This window comes from Thiomicrorhabdus sp. Kp2, assembly GCF_000478585.1.
GTDB lineage: Bacteria > Pseudomonadota > Gammaproteobacteria > Thiomicrospirales > Thiomicrospiraceae > Thiomicrorhabdus.
This window is the reverse complement of sequence record NZ_ARWI01000001.1, coordinates 1,681,973-1,700,922: the sequence shown is the minus strand read 5'-3', so window position 1 is coordinate 1,700,922 and position 18,950 is coordinate 1,681,973. Positions and strand designations below refer to the sequence as shown.

Genomic DNA, 18,950 nt, shown 5'->3' with positions numbered 1-18,950 from the left:
AAAATCTAATAAAATTGATACAAATCACCTTTGATGTATCCTCTCGTATTGTTTAGAATGATGATTATTCATTCATATTTGGACAATCACAATGTTAACGAGAGAAGATTTAATTACCCAACCTCCCAAGCTTTTAACGGGAGATATTGAAGCTAAACGCCAAGAAATTAAATCTTATTTCAATCTCACCTACGATGCCTATGAAGCCCTGTTTTTAACGCTAAAATCCGATTCTGCTTTTTATGAACGCCCTTGTTCATTACGCCATCCTCTGATTTTTTATTTTGGTCATACCGCCACTTTTTTTACCAACAAACTGGCTTTAGCCAAGCTTTTACCCAATCGTATTAACCCCAAAATAGAGTCTATGTGCGCCATTGGCGTAGATGAAATGTCTTGGGACGATTTAGATGAAACCCACTATGACTGGCCAACAGCCGATGAAGTTAGAACTTATCGAAACCAGGTTCGAGCGGCAATAAATGAATTAATCGACCATATTGAATTTACACTGCCTATTGATTGGAATAGCCCAATGTGGCCAATCTTAATGGGCATAGAGCATGAACGTATCCATTTAGAAACCTCATCCGTACTCATTCGCCAACTGCCCATTAGCTCAGTTCAATCTCATGAGCTGTTTCCCATCTGTGACCAATCTGGCGTAGCACCACAAAACCAGCTTTGTGAAGTTCCTGCTGGCGAGGTATTAATCAATCACCATGATCCCGCTCCAGTCTATGGCTGGGATAATGAGTATGGGCAACATCAAGCTCAAGTCTCCGCTTTTAAGGCGGCTGCTTTTTTAGTCTCTAACCAAGAGTATTTCGCTTTTGTTGAAGATGGCGGCTATGACAAACCTGAATATTGGGATAATGAAGGCAATCAATGGCGTACTTTTAGCCCAGTAAAACACCCCACATTTTGGGTCAAAAAAAGTGACCAGGCCTGGTATTTACGATGCATGACCGAAGAGATCCCCATGCCTTGGAACTGGCCTGTTGAAGTTAACCAGCTTGAAGCACACGCCTTTTGCCAATGGAAAGCCCAACAGACAGGCCTGCCTATTCGCCTACCAAGCGAAGATGAGTACTTGCGTTTAAGAGAGCATAGTCAAGCACTGAATTATCGTGAACAAGCCAACTTTAATTTGCAAAAATTTGCCTCATCGACCCCTGTGGATGAAAACAGAACAGGCGATTTTTATGATGTTTTGGGCAATGTTTGGCAGTGGACTCAAACCCCAATTTACCCTTACGAAGGATTTAAAGTTCACCCACTCTATGACGACTTTACCATGCCGACTTTTGATAACAAACATAACCTCTTTACAGGTGGCAGTTGGATTTCAACGGGTAATGAAATCAATGGGTATTCACGTTACGCATTTCGCCGTCATTTCTTCCAGCACGCTGGTTTTCGTTATATCGAATCAAAAGCTAAAGTTCAGACTGAGTTTTCCACCTATGAGACCGATCAATCTGTTTCTCAATACTGCGAATTTCATTATGGGGATGAATATTTTGCGGTTGAAAACTTTGCTAAAGCGTATGCAAATATTGCTATCAATACCATTAAAAATGATGCCGAGTTTAATGAAAAAGAGCATTTAAGCGTTCTCGAATTGGGCTGCTCAGTTGGCCGTGCAAGTTTTGAGTTAGCAAAACACTTTAATGAAGTAACAGGCCTGGACTTCTCTGCTCGTTTCATCCAAGTTGCCAACCAATTGCAAGAAACAGGAAGTATCCGCTACACCATCCCGCAAGAAGGCGAAATCATGGACTTTAAAGCGCAAACATTAGTCAACTTAAACCTCCATGAACAAGCAGACCGTTGTACCTTTATGCAACAAGATGCCAGCAATCTTAAACCCCATTTTACCGATTACGATATGGTGGTTGCGGTTAACCTGATTGACCGATTATATGAACCCGCTAAATTTTTGACCATGATCCATGAACGTATCAATTCCCACGGTTATTTAATGATTGGCTCTCCGTACACCTGGTTAGAAGATTTTACCGAAAAAACGCGTTGGTTAGGCGGTTATAAAGATGAAAAAACGGGTGAGAATGTCACCACTTTAGAAGGTTTACACGCCATTCTAGACAAACACTTCGTTCGAGTTAAAGCCCCTTTTGACGTGCCTTTTGTGATTCGAGAAACCCAGCGAAAATATCAACATTCACTGTCTGAATTTACAATATGGAAAAAAATTACATAAATAGTATTTAATAATGGTAAGCTATAAAAATACAACCGCGCAACCAACGTGCGTTAATGAATTAGCACCAGAAAAAGAACCCATTATGTTTAACTTCAATCAGTCCATCTCTAGGGCTGGCACTCATGCCGAAAAATATGAATTACGCCAAGCTCTATTTGGCACAAACGATGTCATCCCAATGTGGGTGGCAGATATGGATTTGCCAACCCCACCATTTGTAATGAACGTCCTTAAATCTCGTTTAAACCACCCTTTATTAGGTTATACACTTACGCCTCCTGGCGTGTATCAAGCCATTATTGGTTGGCAGGCGCAACATGACTACATTGTAGAAACCTCACAAATACTGTTTACTCATAATGTGGCTAATGGCTTCTTTATGGCGGTTTCAGCTTTTACCAGGCCTGGTGATTCAGTTTTGGTACAAACACCGATTTATCCACCGTTTTTAAAAGCGCCCGAAATTAATGACCGAAAACTGGTTGAAGCCCCGCTCAATTTGATTGATGGACGCTATCAAATTGACTTTGATGAATTTGAAAAAACGGTTGTGGATAACTCTGTAAAACTTTTTTTATTTTGCAATCCACAAAACCCCTCGGGGCGTGTTTGGCTAAGAACCGAACTAGAACAACTCGCCAATATTTGCCTTAAACACCAAGTCACCATTGTTTCAGATGAGATACATTCCGATATGGTTTATGCTCCGCATAAACACATTCCAATTGCCTCTCTCTCAGATAAGATTGCCAATATCACCATCACATTAAACTCCCCAGGAAAGACTTTTAATTTAGGTGGATTGCAAATTGGTTATGCCATTATTGCCAATAAAGAACTCAAGGCGGATTATCTACAAATTTGCCAACAAAATGCGATTGATAGCGTAAACTTATTTGGCCAAATCGCCTTGACGGCTGCTTATACTGAGCAAGGCAAGGAGTGGCGAGATGAACTGCTTAGTCACTTCCTACAAAATATTGATCTGCTTGAGCAGTTTTTAAAAAAAGAGTTGCCTCAAGTTAAAGTTATGCGACCAGAAGCCTCGTACCTAGTTTGGTTAGATTTTAGAGCACTATTTACCCATCAAACGGATCTTAAGGATTGGTTAGTCAATAAAGCCAAGCTTGGCTTAAATGATGGGGAAAATTTCGGTGGAGAAAGTAAGGCGGGAACTGGCTTTATGCGCATCAACCTCGCTGTGCCCAAACCCACTTTAGACAAAGCCTTGCAACAGATAAGACAGGCAATATACTCACTGCCTGCTCAATAGAATTTGGTACAGCCACGAGGACTCGAACCCCGAACAGCCCCTTAGGAGGGGGCAGTTATATCCAGTTTAACTATGGCCGCATTGTTTGATTTTTACCTTAAAAGCCCTAGAGTCATTTAAGGTTGGTCAAGCGCACCTAAGCGTGCTGTTTGGTATTGACCTGTTTGGGTGTCTAGTTTATAAATATTAAAGTTGGTGTCAATATCAAAACCAGGTAAACGTGCCGCATAATTGGTTGAGAGACTCCCTTCTGGTGAATGCACTCGATGAAAAACCTTGGCTGGCCAACCTAAAATAGCCGCACCATCAAAGATTTTTTGGCTGTTGTGATAGATAGCATCCGCCGTTACTTCAAAGTTTTCAACTTGGCCATGTTTTACTGAATAGAGCTGAACCAAACGTCTTCCTTGATGTACCACTAATTTATCTTCTTGGTCGGTATGCATGTACCAATACCAGGTATCATCGCCCTCAATAAGAGGGCTTTTTCCGCCTGGTTCATGCATCACTAAGTCAACACCCGATAAGTCATCAACAATACCGTCTATGGCAAAAAAAGAGACCTTGGGTGTGGTTCTTAGCGTTTTTAACGGAAGAATAAAACATAAATCGTCAATGTAATTATTTTTATTACCAGCTTCTAAAGAAAGCATGCAAACCTCATAAATGATAAATTTTTGGACAAAATAATACCTTGAAAAAGTTCTGTTTTTTCAAGGTTTAGAACAATACATCTTCGTTGATGCTAAGAAATGGGCACCTCGATTAACCCCAATGAATTCTGGCAACGCCAAGCTTGTCAGATCAAGGCGTGAACGTGAAGCAATGTCTAGACCTTGCAAACGTTCACAACGCAAAGCTGGAGAACTTGGCTAAGCCCCTTCGGGCGGGGGTTAATCGAGGTGCCCAAATGATAAACCAGATTATGAAGTGATTTAAAACCACTTACTATACGGGAGCTATAAAGTCGTTTTTACGCTGTATTTGACACTTAATAAATGCTCAGAGTGCGCGGGAACCGTAATCACATTATCTAAAACATTACCGCTTTCTACACAGGCAAATTCTAACCAGGCCTGGTCATCGATATCGGCAAATCCTTTTACAATTTCAGGACCAGGGTTCCACACCACACTCGATTGTGAATTGCGTTTTTCAATAATAATTTCACGTGAATTATCACTATCCACAATACTGATTTCACCCGCTTGATTTAAATATACCGAATCTTTAGCGGGGTTTAACACAACCACCTCTTTTTGAACTTCTGCTGGTGCATTCTCAATCAGCTTATCTAAGTGCGTACTGTTTTCTAAACCTTTAATCGGTAGCCCAATAGGATTGGCCACCGCAAAATAAGTATGCAAAGCTTCAGTAATCTCTACTGGCTCATCACCCAAATTAACGGTAGTTAGCGTTAAAGTTAAGCTTGAATTAACTTGCACACAAAGCTTGAGTTCAAATTCGTGTGGCCAAACTTTAAGCGTCTCTTGGTTTGACTTACAGACTAATGAAATACGTGTTTCACCATTTTCTAGCTTACCTACTTTTTCAACTTGCCAAACCATATTTCTCACAAAGCCATGAGCTGGCAGGCCTGGTTGATTTGCCGCCCCAAACCATGGCCAACAAATTGGAACACCACCTCTTACTGGCTTGGTTCCATCATAAACAGCCGTATCACTTACCCACAACACATCTCGTTGTCCAATTGGAATAAAACTTAATACAGTAGCGCCATAAGTGGTAATGGTTGCCTTGGCAAACTGGTTTTCGATATGAATCAGTTCAACACCATCTCGAGTGGTAAATTTAACGCCTTCTACATCAAACTGCTTTGCATATTTACTTGTCATCTTTACACTCCTAAAAATGGTTACAGGCTAAATCGGTTTTAACGCCACTCAGTAAGCGTTTGCTCTAAAACGGCTTGGGGATAATCACCCGTTACATAGGCTTGACCAATGGTTTTAAGTAAAACTAAACGGATAGTACCTGCTTGTACTTTTTTATCACCCGCCATTAGGCCTAAATACTTTTCATTACTCATCTCTTCAACCGATGGCGGAACCACAGGTAATTTAGCACGCTCAAAAATCGCTTGAATTCGCTCTTGGTCAGCTTGGGTAAGATTGCCTAATAACTTAGACATATAAACCGCTTGCATAGAGCCAGCGCTCACGCCCTCACCATGTAACCAGTTGCCATAACCCATACCCGCTTCAATCGCGTGACCAAAGGTGTGACCTAAATTGAATAATGCTCGAAGCCCAGCTTCTTTTTCATCCTTAGCCACAATATCGGCTTTATCTTGGCAAGAACGTTCAATGGCGTATGACAATGCTTCTGGTTCACGATTAAGCAGCTTTTCAATATTGGCTTCTAGCCACTCAAAAAATTCTAAATCTTGAATCAAACCGTATTTAATCACTTCTGCCAGGCCTGCCGAGAGCTGGCGATCTTCTAAGGTATTTAAGGTTTCGGTATCAATCACCACACACTCTGGCTGATGAAATGCCCCAATCATATTTTTGCCTAATGGATGATTCACACCTGTTTTGCCACCTACCGATGAATCTACTTGAGAAAGCAAGGTGGTTGGCATTTGAATAAAGTTCACACCTCGCTGAAAAGCGGCCGCGGCAAACCCCGTCATATCGCCAATCACTCCACCACCTAACGCAATCAAAGTGCAACTACGATCAAAACGTTCACCAATCAACTTATCAAACACCAAGTTTAAGGTTTCTAGGTTTTTATACTCTTCACCATCAGGCAACACCACTGATTGAACATTAAAGTCAGCAAAGGCTTTTTTACAAGCCTCTAAATAGAGTGGCGCCACTGTGGTATTGGTGACAATTAAGACTTGTTGGCCTTTCACATAGGGCTTAACCAACTCGGCATTACCCATTAAGCCTTGACCAATAAAAATAGGATAACTTCTATCCCCTAATTCAACCTTTAATGTTTTCACGCTGTTTTCTCTTACTTTTTATTCTGTTGACTAAGCTAAACGATCTGCTCAGATTCTAAACAATCGATAATTTGTTTGACCACACGGTGCACGGGTACTTGCTGTGTTTCAATCACCAAATCGGCCATCTCTAAATACCAGGGTTCACGACGTTTCATCAAATCTCTTAACACTTGTGCAGGGTTCTCTGTTTGCAACAAGGGGCGATTACGATCATGTTTGGTACGTTGAATTAAAGACTCAACGGGAGACTTTAAATAGACCACAAATCCACGGGAACGCAAATGCTGTCGATTACTTTCCGTTTCAACCGCACCGCCACCTGTTGCCAATACCACTTCTGAACGCTCCGATAATTCATCAATCATCGCGGCTTCTCGAGTTCGAAAACCCGTCTCACCCTCAATATCAAAAATCATCGGAATCGTCGCGCCCGTTCGAGCCTCAATCTCATGATCGCTGTCGACAAAACTGTAGTGCAACTTTTCGGCTAATAATTTGCCTACGGTGGACTTTCCAGCCCCCATAGGACCTACTAAAAATATACTTTCTTTATACATTTGTTCATTATAAAGGATTTTCTTATTTTGCCTTAGGTTATACCGAGTTAAATTCACAAAAAAATTAAATTTATCATTTAAGCCAGCTCTCTTTTTTGTGTTAAAGTCTTTTTAAAATACGTAAAAAAAACCATTGTGCAAAAGGAATGTGTATGAAGCTGGTTGAAGCATTAAATTTGACTAAATCTTATGCAATGGGTGGCGAAACCGTCAATGCCATTCAAGGTGTCGATTTTGTCATTCATAGCGGGGCTTTTGTCTCCTTTGTTGGGCCTTCAGGTAGCGGCAAAAGCACACTTCTGAATATGATTGGTTGTTTAGACAAACCTACAGATGGTACTCTTAAAGTGGATGGCGTTGATATTAGCCGTTTAAATCGCCAACAAGCGGCTAAATTCCGTGGCGAAACCGTGGGGTTTATTTTTCAAGACTTCAATTTGATACCTGTTTTAACGGTGGCCGAAAACATCGAATACCCTCTTTTAATGGTACAAAACTGGCCCACTAATGAACGGCAACAACGTGTAAATACACTCATGGAAGCCGTAGGCATTAGTGACCAAGCCAATAAGTTTCCGCACCAACTTTCTGGTGGTCAAAAGCAACGTGTTGCCGTGGCGCGTGCTTTAGCCTCTAAAGCCAAGTTGATTTTGGCCGATGAACCCACCGCCAATTTAGACCACGACACCGCATTTCGTATTATTGATTTAATGAAACAGATGCGCGATGAATTCAATACCACGTTTATTTTCTCCACCCATGACACCAAAATCATGGATGCCGCAGAAGTTTTGTTTACGCTTGAGGATGGAAAGCTCTCACAACATATTCAGGGAGGGCAAGCCTAATGAAAATTCTACGCATTGCCAGCCGTAACTTATTACGTTATCAACGTCGTACCCTTTTAACCACCATACTAATTACGCTGGGTGTGGTAGCCATGCTGTTATTTGTCAGTACCTCTGGATCATTTAAAGCGATGATGGTTGGTCAAATTACCGACTCGATGATGGGACATTTACAAATCCACAAAAAAGGCTATGTATCCTCCATTGACAGCCTACCTCTCACCCTTAATATGAAACCTAAAATGGTTGAAAAAGCCGAACAACAACTAGCCCAAATGCCACAAGTAGAAGCTTGGTCTCCGCGCATTAAACTAGGTGCCATGTTCAGTAACTTTTCAGAAACCACCAGTATTCGTTTAAATGGCGTTATCCCTGAAAAAGAGATAGCCGCTTGTCCAGAGTTGTCACAACGTATTCTTGGTGAACAACCTCAAACCCTAATTGAACGGGGCAAGCTATTAATACCTGAACTGATTGCCAAAGGGCTCAAGGTTAAAGTGGGCGACCCTGTGGTGCTTGTCGCCACCAACCGAGATGGTTCAGTCAATGGCATTAACTTTGTTGTTCACGGCATCTTAGAAGGTCTGTCTGGTCCAGGCGGGCGTGATGGTTATATTCATATAGACGACGCTCGTGAATTACTGCGCATTGAAGACAACGAAATCAGCGAGATAGCGATTCGATTAAAATCGGCTGAACTGGAAAAACCCGCCCAAAAAGCCTTGCAAGAAACCCTAGGACAGATGAAAAATCAAATGGATAAACCCGCTTTTGAAATCCACAGTTGGGACAAGCTTTCACCCTTTGCCAATATTGCAAAAATGATTGATTTAATGACTCTGTTTATCAAAATCATGTTGGTTGCCATCGTTTTAATTAGTGTGATGAATGTCATGATTATGGCGGTATATGAACGTGTTCGCGAAATTGGCACCTTGGCCGCTATGGGCACGCAACCCAGAACCATCTTAGCGCTGTTTTTAACAGAGGGTTTATTATTAGGCATTGTTGGTGCAGTTTTGGGCATTCTTATTAGTTTACTGATTATTTTTGGCTTACAACAAGCCGAAATCAGTTTTGCCTTTGGTCGCCAAACAGGCCTGGTACTCTATCCTGTCCTGACGATAAGTGATGCACTATTTGCATCAGGCACGGTTATTTTAGCGGCCATTTTAGCGAGCCTGCAACCCGCATGGAAAGCTTCAAAACTCAATCCTGTTGAAGCGTTACGACAAGTTTAAAAGGAGAACATAATGAATTGTTTCCAGCAACAAATGCGATACCTTTTGATATTAAGCTGCTTACTTTTTTCTCACCAGGCCTGGTCAGATACCTTAGAGGCGAATTCGTTATTAAAAGAAGTGGATGCACGTTTACAGCCTGAGTCTTACGAAATGTACCGAAAACTCATTAATATTGAACCCGATGGCGACCGCAAAGAGTTTGTGCTCTATACCGTTAAAAAAGGCAAAGAAAATGTAGTGGCACTCTTTTTAGACCCTGCAAGTGAACGAGGCCGAAGCAGTTTACGTGTGGGCGACAATATGTGGTTATATATTCCCAATGTAGGCAAACCACTGCGCATCACAAGCTTGCAGTCCGTGGTGGGCGGTGTTTTTAATAATTCGGACATTCTTCAGCTCGACTACAGTACCGAATACAGTGCTGAAAACATCACCGAAGAGAATGATCTCTATCTATTAACACTCAAAGCCAAAAACCGTTCGGTTGCTTATGACCAACTTAAAATGTGGGTAGATAAAAACCACAAAACACCGATTAAAATTGAAGCCTATTCCGCCAGCGGCATGCTCATTAAAACCCTGCATTACAGCAAAATAAAAGATTTTGGCAATGGTTATATTCGCCCCGCCATGCTAGAAACCGACAGCCCTTTATATAAAGGATTTAAATCCGTCATGCTGTTTGATGGCATTAAACCAAGAGAATTTAATGAAGAAGTCTTTACACTAGGTTATATGTCCAAAATTGGTGAATTAAGAGAATGAAACCCGTTCGATTAACGGTTTTAACAGGCCTGGTAACTCTACAAATGGTATTTAATCTCGCCAATGCCGAAGAGTTTAGCTTTAATGTTAGTGCCTATGAAAAGAAGCCTTACGAGTTTAACGGCCATTTTGACCTAATGGCTACGCAACTCAATATTAACCCAAATTCAGCCCTAAGCAATCTTGCATTTAAACCGCCCGCAAAACCACAAGATTTTCAACGCTATAACAGTGAACTAGAACTGAACGGCTTATACCGTTTTGATAAAAGCTCACTCAATTTTCGCAGTTTGTCTTTATGGCAAGATGATATTTTGACTCAAACCACCGAGCACACCTTACAAGAAGGTTTTTGGCGTTATCAACCTAGCAACCAATGGTCATTTGATTTAGGTAAACGTGCTATAAAATGGGGTAAAGGATACGCTTGGAATCCTGTTGGATTTCTAGAACGAGCTAAAAATCCTGATGACCCTGAAATCAACCGAGAAGGCTTTATTTTAGCGGGTGGTGAATACACTAAAAGTTTACCAGGCCTGGTAAAAACGGTTTCTGCCGCCTTTTTTGCGATTCCCGTTTCCGACACTCTAAACGAAGACTTTTCCAGCAATACAACTGAAAGCCTGTTTTTTGGCGGAAAACTTTACCTATTAGTCGCTGACACCGATATTGATTTCTATCTACGCCACTCCGCAGAAACCAATACCGATTATGGAATGAGTTTTGCCACCAACTTAGCCACTAACTTTGAACTGCATGGCGACTTTGCATACCGTGATCAAGTTTTTCAAACACAAATCACTGACACGCCTAGCTTAGCATCCACAATCGAATCTACCTTTCAAAGTTTAGTTGGAATTCGCTATTTAACAACCACCGATCTCACCTGGATTGTAGAGTGGCTACATAATCCACAAGGTTATAGCACCAATGAAATGACCGACTTTTATTCGCTCGCCAAAAGCGATCCTGATACCAGTCCATTGGATTATCAATTAGCGCAGCAAGCCAAACAGGGCAGCTACTCTTTAAGCAATTCAAGACAAAACTATCTGTATATAAAAGCCAGCCAAAAAGATTTTGCCGATATCGTCTATTTGAATTCCGCCTTAACCCTAATTTCTAATTTAGAAGACAGTAGCTACCTACTCACACCTGAGCTGATTTATACAGGTTATAAAAACAGCGAACTACGCTTTAGAGCCACCACATTTCAAGGTTCTAACAATAGCGAATTTGCGGAAAAATTAACGGACTTAAAATTGGAATTCAGAGCACGAGTTTTCTTTTAAGCCCACTGATTTATAATGGATTTACCTAAATCTATCTTTTGGTTCAGCTAGATTGCCAAACCCATCAAATTCTCTGTTAAAATACTCCACCACTTTCAATTTTAAACTGGAGAAACTCTTATGAGCGGTTCACTGTATATTGTCTCTGCCCCCTCTGGAGCTGGCAAGACATCTCTAGTAAGCAAACTCATTCAAGAAGACAGTAGTATTGTTGTATCGGTTTCCAGCACTACTCGCGACATGCGCCCAGGTGAAGAAAACGGTGTTAACTACCATTTCTTAACGGTTACAGAGTTTGATGAAAAAATTGTTCAAGGTGATTTTTTAGAGCACGCTAAGGTGTTTGACAACTATTACGGCACCTCAAAAAGCAGTGTTGAATCTCAACTCGCTTCAGGAAAAGACGTCATCTTAGAAATTGATTGGCAAGGTGCTGAGCAAGTCAGAAAAATTATGCCTGATGCGCACTCTATTTTTATTTTGCCTCCGTCACGCGATGAATTATTTAAACGCTTAACTGGTCGCGGAACGGACAGCAAAGAGATCATTCAACGCCGAATGCAAGATGCCACCAGTGAGATGTCGCATTACCATGAGTTTGACTATATTGTGATTAATAACAATTTTGATATTGCACTTAAAGAATTACACAGTATTTTTCAAGCAAACCGCTTAACCAAAGAGCATCAAATCTTGAGTCACAAAAACTTGATTGCCTCACTGGTCGAAGAAGAATAACCCTAAAAAATAACCATTTAATCGTTTCACCCCACCGTAGGAGCAACCAATGCCAGGTTTTGAGATTTTTGATGAATCCGAAAAACAACAAATCAATGAAGTCATGGACAAAGGATTTACCTTTCGTTACAACTTTGACGGTATGCGTAATGAAGTATGGAAAGCGCGTGAACTCGAAAGCATGATTTGTGAAACGATTAACGTTAAACATGCGCATTTGGTCTCCAGCGGAACAACCGCTCTAACTACCGCCTTAATGGCGGCAGGCATTGGCGCTGGCGATGAAGTGATCGTACCCCCGTTTACGTTTGTAGCCAGTGTTGAAGCGATTGTGTTAGCTGGAGCGATTCCTGTATTTGCAGAAATTGATGAAACTTTAACCCTTTCTGCAGAAGGCATTGAAGCCGTCATTACCCCAAAAACCAAAGCGGTAAACTTTGTACACATGTGTGGTTACGGTGGACATATGGACGCGATTAAAGCGGTTTGCGACAAACACAATCTAGTGCTTTTAGAAGACGCTTGCCAAGCAACGGGCGCAACCTATAAAGGTCAAGCCCTTGGCACCATTGGTCAAGTAGGCACCTTCTCGTTTGATTCCGTTAAAACCATCTCTTGTGGAGAAGGTGGTGCGGTACTGACTAATGATGAAACCATCTATAATAACGCCCATATGTTCTCTGACCACGGTCACGACCATATCGGCATGGATCGTGGTGCAGAAAGACACCCTATTATGGGTAGCAACTTCCGTATTTCGGAAATGAACGCGGCGGTTGGTGTTGCTCAATGGAAGAAGCTAGACCGTATTTTAGAGATTCAACGTCGTAATAAAAAAGCCCTAAAAGACGCGCTTAAACAATATCCAGAAGTAGACTTTCGTGTTATTACCGATGAATCAGGTGATAACGCAGGTTTTTTAAGCATTATGATGCCAACGGAAGAACGTACAAAAGAAGTTGTGGCTGCCCTTAGCGATCAAAAAGTCCCAGCGGTTTTTTATTGGTATGCGAATAACTGGCACTACTTAAAAAACTGGAAACACATCCATGAAATGAAAAGCTCGGCCAAGCTACCCATTGATTTAATTGCCGACCGTCCCGATTACACACAAGTTAAAACGCCAAAATCGGACGATATCATGAGCCGTACCATCTCGATGCTGATTCAATTATCCTGGACAGAAGAGGATATTCAGTTCAGAATTGACGCATTCAAAAACGTATTTAAGAAATAAGTCAGCTAAAAAGCTACTAGGAAAGCCATATTATGAAATTTCGTAATTTTAAAACCGTACCTAAGATGATTTTTGGTCGAGGATCATTCGACCAACTAGATGATGTACTTGCCGATGAACGTACAAATATGGACGATTTTGTGGTCTTCCTGGTTGATGAAATCCACAAAGACAAACCTTTAGCTGAGCGTATTCCAGCAACGGGTAAAGACATGATTATTTGGTTAGATGTCACCGATGAACCTAAAACCACTTATGTGGATGCCTTAACGGTTGAAGTACAAGAGTACTCTAAAGCAAATATTGATGGTCGTAACCCTGTTAGTGTTGTTGGTTTAGGTGGTGGCTCCTCTTTAGACTTAGGTAAAGCGGTGGCTTTAATGCTAACCAACGAAGGTGGTTCAGCCTCTTACCAAGGTTGGGATTTAATCAAAAACCCAGCGGTACATCACGTAGGGATTCCTACTATTTCGGGTACAGGTGCTGAAGCTTCTCGCACTACGGTTTTAACAGGCCCTGATAAAAAACTCGGCATGAACTCTGACCACACGGTTTATGACCAAATCATTATGGATCCTGATCTAATTCAAGGCGTTCCAAGAGACCAGTGGTTTTATACAGGTATGGACTGCTACATTCACAATATCGAAGCGCTTAATGGCACTTACATTAATGAATTTGCCCGCGCCTTTGGTGAAAAGTCATTAGATTTATGTAATCAAGTCTTTTTACAAGACCACCCAGATTCAGATGAAAAACTGATGATGGCCTCTTATATGGGCGGACAAAGTATTGCTTACAGTCAGGTAGGCGCATGTCACGCCTTATCTTATGGCCTTTCGTATGTCATGGGGTATCACCACGGTATTGGTAACTGTATTGCGTTTGATGTGTTGGACGATTTCTATCCAGAAGGCGTAAAAGTGTTCCGCGAGATGATGGCAAAACACAACATTACTTTACCTAAAGGCATCACCAAAGACCTTTCTGAAGAAGATATGGAAAAAATGATTCGTACCGCCTCTGGCTTAGCGCCACTTTGGGAAAATGTCTATGGCCCAAGTTGGAAAGAGAAAGTGACCCCAGAGCTATTAAGAAGCCTATATTCTAAGATGTAAATTTTGGTTCGCCACTTTTTGGTTTTGGCGTTGTTGTTGAATCGGTCATTGAGTAATACTCAACTCCCTCATCAACGCCTAGCCAAATCTCAAAAATTGACGTCCAAAATCCATTAAACTTCAAAATTTTAACCTACCTAAAAAGCCTTCTATTATGAACACTTATGTTTTTATTCCTGCTCGTTACGGTTCTTCCCGTTTACCTGGTAAACCGTTAAAACTGATTGATGGCAAACCGATGATTCAGCATGTGTATGAGCGTATTTCTAAAGCAAAAGGTTTAGCAGGCGTTTATATTGCCACTGACGATAATCGTATTAAAGAGGTGGTAGAAGCATTTGGTGGTAAAGTCGTGATGACACCTATTGAAGCCGCTTCAGGCACTGACCGTATTGCAGCAGCAGCTAACGCCCTTGGATTGAAAGATGACGATTTAATTGTCAATGTACAAGGTGACCAACCATTAGTTCACCACCAATCGATTGAAGACGTTATTGCACCGTTCTTAGCTGAAGATTACGATAAAAGCTTTGAAATGAGCACATTGTCTTTCAAAATCATTAATGAGGCTGAAATCACTAACCCTAAAGACGTTAAGTTAGTCACGGACGTAAATGGTTTTGCTTTGTACTTTTCACGTGCCACCATTCCACATGGTCGTGATTACTGGGATCACGACAGTTTTAAACATTTAGGCGTTTACGCTTATACCAAACGTTTTGTAGATACCTTTAATGCTTTGCCTATGGGCAAACTCGAAGACATTGAAAAACTGGAACAGTTACGTGCTTTAGAATACGGTCATAAAATTAAAGTGGTTCAGAGTGACTATGACTCACCAGAAGTCGATTTGCCTGGCGATATTGCAATTATGGAAGCGCTGCTTCAAGCGGGACATTAACTTACCAGGCCTGGTAAGTTTCAAGAGAGTGATTAATGGTTATTTATCAAATACTCATTCGCCTACTTAGTCCTCTAATATGGCTTATTGTTGCTATAGAAGCGTTTAAACACAAAGCTGGATGGACATTTATAACCCAAAAACTCGGCCTACACTACACTCAAAGCCCTGCTACCTTACAAAATCCCATTTGGATTCACTGTGCCTCAGTAGGTGAAGTTAAAGCGGCCGAACCATTAATTCGCCAACTAATGGCAAACCACCGTATTTTACTCACCACTAATACAAAAACCAGCCAACAGTTAGTCTCTGACCTATTTTCAGAACAAGTGTTTCATCGCTATTTACCTTTTGATTGGCCTTTTGCCTTAAAACGTTTTGTTAAAACCTATAAACCAAGTAAGTTATGGGTGATAGAAACTGAAATTTGGCCAAACCTCTTTCGAGTCGCGAATAAGAACGGCATTGAAATCGCGATCTTAAATGGTCGTTTAACCCAAAAAACGTTTACTTCCCCACAATGGCTGCAAACCGCATACCGAAATAGTTTAAGGCGTGTAAACAAAATCATTGCTCGCTCTGAACTTGATGCCAAAATGTTTAAAAAACTTGGTGCAACCCCCGACAAAATCCAGGTATTAGGCAACTTAAAATACGCTGCTCAACCAGAAGTTCATAACCAGCCTAGACCAATTGAAAGTCCATTTGTATTAGCTGCTTCAACCCATAATGATGAAGAGTTAAACATCGTTAATCTTTGGTTAAATATGAATAGACCTGAACTTTTGGTGATTGTACCTCGCCACCCAAAACGCACTGCCAAAATTCAAAAACAACTTGAATTCCTAGGCACAAAATTAAAAGTGGCTACCAAGCAAGAAATGATTGATGAACAAACTCGAGTCTATTTAGATGACCGCATTGGCCGTTTGCTACCTTTATATGCACACGCAGAAGTCGTCATTATGGGTGGCAGTTATGTTGCCAAAGGCGGGCATAATATTTTAGAACCTGCTGCATTTAAAAAAGCCATTATCACAGGGCCAGACAGCTCTGATTTTGAAGACGAAATGACTCTATTAAAAGCCAGCAATGGTATTATTCAAAACCAAGATTACAGTCAATTACAGCAAGCTCTAATACAACTACTCTCCAACCCAGAGCAAGCCAAACAATTAGGTGAAAACGCTTACCAGGCGTTACAAAAACAAAAAAACACCTTACAAAAATATTTGGCCGCTCTCAATATCACCTAAGTTTTAATATTCTTTACTAAAAGCCTACAATTATTATAGATTTACATAGCTAAGTAAGTGTTGTTTAGGTTAAAATAACTCCTTACCTTTGAATTTTATTGGATAGGAAATAAATTATGGCTCGCGTCACAGTAGAAGATTGTTTAACTCAAGTAGAAAACCGTTTTGAATTAGTTATTTTAAGTGCAAAACGTGCTCGTCAATTAGCTAACGGTGCTGAAGCAACTTTAGATTGGGATAAAGACAAACCAACGGTAATGGCCCTACGTGAACTTGCAGAAAACACGATTGATGGTGAAGTGGTTATGGCTGATCCAGATACTCCTCCATTTTTTAGCTAAGAGGTTCCGCCCCCTCTATGCCAACTCCAACTTCTCTAGATGGTCTTATTGAAAAGGCTTCAGCCTATTTAACACCAGAACAGGTCGAACTCATTCAGTCGGCCTATGAATTTGGAGCGCTTGCACACCAAGGTCAAACTCGTAAATCGGGTGGTGACTACATCTGGCACCCTGTTGCCGTAGCCGAAATTCTGGCAGACATTCAACTCGACAAAGAGAGCCTCATCGCGGCCATTTTGCACGATGTCGTTGAAGACACTCCCTACACCAAAAACGATATTACTGAACGCTTTGGTGAAAACGTAGCTGAAATCGTAGATGGTGTCACCAAACTCGGTAAACTTGAGTTTGATAACCCACAAGAAGCCCAGGCTGAAAACTTTCGTAAAATGATCTTAGCGATGGCGCGTGATATTCGCGTTATTTTGATTAAACTTGCGGACAGACTTCATAATATGCGTACTTTGGGTGTTATGCGCCCTGACAAACAGCGTCGTATTGCCCATGAAACCTTAGATATTTTTGCGCCTATAGCTGGTCGTTTAGGCATTAATGCCATCCGAATCGAACTGGAAGATTTAGGTTTCAAAGCAATGCATCCTATGCGTTTTGCCGTTTTAGAAAATGCCGTTAAAAAGGCACGCGGCAACCGCAAAGAAGTGATTGAGCAAATTACTGAAACCATTCAAAATCGACTCAATCAAGAAAATATTCAAAGCGAAGTCGTTGGTCGAGAAAAACATCTTTATTCACTCTACAAAAAGATGAAAAACAAGCGCCAGAATTTTAATGATATTTTAGATATTTTTGCGTTCCGCATTATTGTCGATACTGCCGATGACTGTTACCGCACTTTAGGCACAGTTCACTCGCTCTATAAGCCGTTGCCAGGCAAGTTTAAAGACTATATTGCCATACCAAAATCCAATGGCTATCAATCGCTTCATACTGCCTTATTTGGCCCTTATGGTGTGCACTTAGAAGTACAAATTCGTACTGAAACCATGCATGAAGTATCAGAACACGGTATTGCGGCGCATTGGCAATATAAACAAGATCAAACGGAACAAGAAAATTCAGTATCGCATGTAGACTTACGTGCTCAAGAATGGGTTAAAAACTTACTCGAAATCCAACAGAGTGCTGGAAACTCTCTCGATTTCTTAGAAAACGTAAAAATTGATTTGTTCCCAGATGTTATCTATGTGTTTACACCTAAAGGTGACATTATCACTTTACCAACAGGCTCTACACCCGTAGATTTCGCCTATGCCGTTCATACAAATATTGGTCACAGTACTTTAGGTTGTCGTATCGATAAAAAGCTTGTTCCATTGAGAACACCTCTTGAAAGCGGCAAGACCATTCATATTATCAAAGGCAGCGAAGCCGAACCTAATCCCGCTTGGTTAAACTTTGTTAAGACAGCCAAGGCGCGTTCGCAAATTCGTCACTTTATGAAAAATCAGCAAGCAGGTGAAGCCATTACCCTTGGTCAAAGAATGCTGATGAAATCCTTACGACACTTCAATATGGCGTATGAGGGGTTAACGGATGAAATCCGCAACCATTTGATTGAAGAGTTAAAACTCAAGGATTGGGAACAGTTACTTGCAGAACTCGGTTCTGGAAATCGTATGGCACCATTGGTGGCTAAACAAATTCACGATATCGTTTTAGGTTCGGACGATGAAATAGGCCCTAAAAACGCCAACCCTGATGCCGCGCTACCTATCTCGGGCACGGAAGGCATGGTGGTGCATTTTGCAAACTGCTGTCACCCTATTCCTGGAGATGAAATTATCGGTTTTGTCAGTACCGAGAAAGGCTTGGTAATTCATAGAGAAGCGTGCCATAACATCAAAAACATTCGCAACCAACCAGATAAATGCCTCGATGTTCAATGGGATCAAGAGTCAACTGCGACATTCTTAGCAGAAGTGCAAATTGAAGCCAAAAATCAGCGTGGAACGCTGGCTACCATAGCTAATGAAATTGCTAAAACCAATACCGATATTGAGCGTGTGCGCTCTGAAGATAAAGATGAATCATACAGCTTAATGCACTTTGTTATTAATGTGCGTGACCGCGTGCACTTAGCCCAAGTTATGCGAAGATTAAAACGCCTGCCTATTGTTGAAAAAATCCAACGACTGTAATTCTATAACATGTA

17 protein-coding genes and 1 tRNA gene are annotated in these 18,950 nt (G+C 41.2%); 13 read left to right on the top strand and 5 right to left on the bottom strand.

The genetic code is table 11. The features are described 5' to 3' along the window. Window positions 1-91 precede the first annotated feature (91 nt). Window positions 92-2,224 carry a 5-histidylcysteine sulfoxide synthase gene (ovoA, locus tag A379_RS07885; RefSeq protein ID WP_040727325.1) on the top strand — a complete coding sequence of 711 codons (2,133 nt, stop codon included), beginning with the start codon at window positions 92-94 and terminating at the stop codon, window positions 2,222-2,224. 85 nt (window positions 2,225-2,309) lie between these two features. Continuing rightward, window positions 2,310-3,500: a pyridoxal phosphate-dependent aminotransferase gene (locus tag A379_RS07880; RefSeq protein WP_040728899.1), complete on the top strand. Its 1,191-nt coding sequence runs from the start codon at window positions 2,310-2,312 to the stop codon at window positions 3,498-3,500. 4 nt (window positions 3,501-3,504) lie between these two features. On the opposite strand, the gene A379_RS07875 is transcribed toward A379_RS07880, so the two are convergent. The 5 genes from A379_RS07875 to aroK form a co-directional block, all read right to left on the bottom strand. After that, window positions 3,505-3,580, bottom strand: a tRNA-Arg gene (locus tag A379_RS07875). Between the two features lie 36 nt (window positions 3,581-3,616). Next, window positions 3,617-4,153, bottom strand: a complete 537-nt coding sequence (locus A379_RS07870) for a hypothetical protein (protein ID WP_051145094.1) — start codon at window positions 4,151-4,153, stop codon at window positions 3,617-3,619. 306 nt (window positions 4,154-4,459) lie between these two features. After that, complete coding sequence (locus tag A379_RS07865) at window positions 4,460-5,356, bottom strand: D-hexose-6-phosphate mutarotase (RefSeq protein ID WP_040727323.1); 897 nt, start codon at window positions 5,354-5,356, stop codon at window positions 4,460-4,462. A 38-nt stretch (window positions 5,357-5,394) separates the two neighbouring features. After that, entirely contained in the window at window positions 5,395-6,477 is a 1,083-nt protein-coding gene (gene aroB / locus A379_RS07860; protein WP_040727321.1) for a 3-dehydroquinate synthase, read from the bottom strand. A 35-nt stretch (window positions 6,478-6,512) separates the two neighbouring features. Next, window positions 6,513-7,037, bottom strand: a complete 525-nt coding sequence (aroK, locus tag A379_RS07855; RefSeq protein ID WP_040727319.1) for a shikimate kinase AroK — start codon at window positions 7,035-7,037, stop codon at window positions 6,513-6,515. 152 nt (window positions 7,038-7,189) lie between these two features. Here aroK and A379_RS07850 point away from each other — a divergent pair, with 152 nt between their 5' ends. From A379_RS07850 to A379_RS07800, 11 genes are all read left to right on the top strand, one after another. After that, complete coding sequence (locus A379_RS07850; RefSeq protein ID WP_040727317.1) at window positions 7,190-7,885, top strand: ABC transporter ATP-binding protein; 696 nt, start codon at window positions 7,190-7,192, stop codon at window positions 7,883-7,885. Beyond that, window positions 7,885-9,126 (top strand): ABC transporter permease, encoded by a 1,242-nt coding sequence (locus A379_RS07845; protein WP_040727315.1) that lies wholly within the window; start codon window positions 7,885-7,887, stop codon window positions 9,124-9,126. The genes A379_RS07850 and A379_RS07845 overlap by 1 nt, the downstream gene beginning before the upstream one ends. A gap of 12 nt (window positions 9,127-9,138) precedes the next feature. Beyond that, entirely contained in the window at window positions 9,139-9,894 is a 756-nt protein-coding gene (locus A379_RS07840; RefSeq protein WP_198525660.1) for an outer membrane lipoprotein-sorting protein, read from the top strand. Continuing rightward, window positions 9,891-11,186, top strand: coding sequence for a hypothetical protein (locus A379_RS07835; protein ID WP_040727313.1), 1,296 nt, complete (start codon window positions 9,891-9,893; stop codon window positions 11,184-11,186). The genes A379_RS07840 and A379_RS07835 overlap by 4 nt, the downstream gene beginning before the upstream one ends. 120 nt (window positions 11,187-11,306) lie before the next feature. Beyond that, the gene (gene gmk, locus A379_RS07830; RefSeq protein ID WP_040727312.1) at window positions 11,307-11,924 is read left to right on the top strand and encodes a guanylate kinase; all 618 of its coding nucleotides are present in this window, start codon (window positions 11,307-11,309) and stop codon (window positions 11,922-11,924) included. Between the two features lie 49 nt (window positions 11,925-11,973). Further along, window positions 11,974-13,161, top strand: coding sequence for a DegT/DnrJ/EryC1/StrS aminotransferase family protein (locus A379_RS07825; protein WP_040727311.1), 1,188 nt, complete (start codon window positions 11,974-11,976; stop codon window positions 13,159-13,161). Between the two features lie 32 nt (window positions 13,162-13,193). Further along, window positions 13,194-14,279, top strand: a complete 1,086-nt coding sequence (locus A379_RS07820) for an iron-containing alcohol dehydrogenase family protein (RefSeq protein WP_040727309.1) — start codon at window positions 13,194-13,196, stop codon at window positions 14,277-14,279. 154 nt (window positions 14,280-14,433) lie between these two features. Next, a complete protein-coding gene (gene kdsB / locus A379_RS07815; protein ID WP_040727308.1) occupies window positions 14,434-15,180 on the top strand; it encodes a 3-deoxy-manno-octulosonate cytidylyltransferase in 747 nt (248 codons plus the stop codon). A 35-nt stretch (window positions 15,181-15,215) separates the two neighbouring features. Next, window positions 15,216-16,436 (top strand): 3-deoxy-D-manno-octulosonic acid transferase, encoded by a 1,221-nt coding sequence (locus A379_RS07810; protein WP_040727307.1) that lies wholly within the window; start codon window positions 15,216-15,218, stop codon window positions 16,434-16,436. A gap of 116 nt (window positions 16,437-16,552) precedes the next feature. Then, window positions 16,553-16,777, top strand: a complete 225-nt coding sequence (gene rpoZ, locus A379_RS07805; RefSeq protein WP_040727304.1) for a DNA-directed RNA polymerase subunit omega — start codon at window positions 16,553-16,555, stop codon at window positions 16,775-16,777. 17 nt (window positions 16,778-16,794) lie between these two features. Continuing rightward, the gene (locus A379_RS07800; protein ID WP_040727302.1) at window positions 16,795-18,936 is read left to right on the top strand and encodes a bifunctional (p)ppGpp synthetase/guanosine-3',5'-bis(diphosphate) 3'-pyrophosphohydrolase; all 2,142 of its coding nucleotides are present in this window, start codon (window positions 16,795-16,797) and stop codon (window positions 18,934-18,936) included. Window positions 18,937-18,950 lie beyond the last annotated feature (14 nt).

What these genes read in the sequence shown, in the direction of transcription:
- A379_RS07820 (WP_040727309.1), top strand. Translation starts at nt 13,194, where the DNA reads ATGAAATTTCGTAATTTTAAAACCGTACCTAAGATGATTTTTGGTCGA.
- rpoZ (WP_040727304.1), top strand. Translation starts at nt 16,553, where the DNA reads ATGGCTCGCGTCACAGTAGAAGATTGTTTAACTCAAGTAGAAAACCGT.
- A379_RS07870 (WP_051145094.1), bottom strand. Translation starts at nt 4,153, where the DNA reads ATGCTTTCTTTAGAAGCTGGTAATAAAAATAATTACATTGACGATTTA.
- kdsB (WP_040727308.1), top strand. Translation starts at nt 14,434, where the DNA reads ATGAACACTTATGTTTTTATTCCTGCTCGTTACGGTTCTTCCCGTTTA.
- A379_RS07845 (WP_040727315.1), top strand. Translation starts at nt 7,885, where the DNA reads ATGAAAATTCTACGCATTGCCAGCCGTAACTTATTACGTTATCAACGT.
- A379_RS07825 (WP_040727311.1), top strand. Translation starts at nt 11,974, where the DNA reads ATGCCAGGTTTTGAGATTTTTGATGAATCCGAAAAACAACAAATCAAT.
- A379_RS07850 (WP_040727317.1), top strand. Translation starts at nt 7,190, where the DNA reads ATGAAGCTGGTTGAAGCATTAAATTTGACTAAATCTTATGCAATGGGT.
- aroK (WP_040727319.1), bottom strand. Translation starts at nt 7,037, where the DNA reads ATGTATAAAGAAAGTATATTTTTAGTAGGTCCTATGGGGGCTGGAAAG.
- A379_RS07880 (WP_040728899.1), top strand. Translation starts at nt 2,310, where the DNA reads ATGTTTAACTTCAATCAGTCCATCTCTAGGGCTGGCACTCATGCCGAA.
- A379_RS07810 (WP_040727307.1), top strand. Translation starts at nt 15,216, where the DNA reads ATGGTTATTTATCAAATACTCATTCGCCTACTTAGTCCTCTAATATGG.
- ovoA (WP_040727325.1), top strand. Translation starts at nt 92, where the DNA reads ATGTTAACGAGAGAAGATTTAATTACCCAACCTCCCAAGCTTTTAACG.
- A379_RS07835 (WP_040727313.1), top strand. Translation starts at nt 9,891, where the DNA reads ATGAAACCCGTTCGATTAACGGTTTTAACAGGCCTGGTAACTCTACAA.
- A379_RS07840 (WP_198525660.1), top strand. Translation starts at nt 9,139, where the DNA reads ATGAATTGTTTCCAGCAACAAATGCGATACCTTTTGATATTAAGCTGC.
- A379_RS07800 (WP_040727302.1), top strand. Translation starts at nt 16,795, where the DNA reads ATGCCAACTCCAACTTCTCTAGATGGTCTTATTGAAAAGGCTTCAGCC.
- A379_RS07865 (WP_040727323.1), bottom strand. Translation starts at nt 5,356, where the DNA reads ATGACAAGTAAATATGCAAAGCAGTTTGATGTAGAAGGCGTTAAATTT.
- gmk (WP_040727312.1), top strand. Translation starts at nt 11,307, where the DNA reads ATGAGCGGTTCACTGTATATTGTCTCTGCCCCCTCTGGAGCTGGCAAG.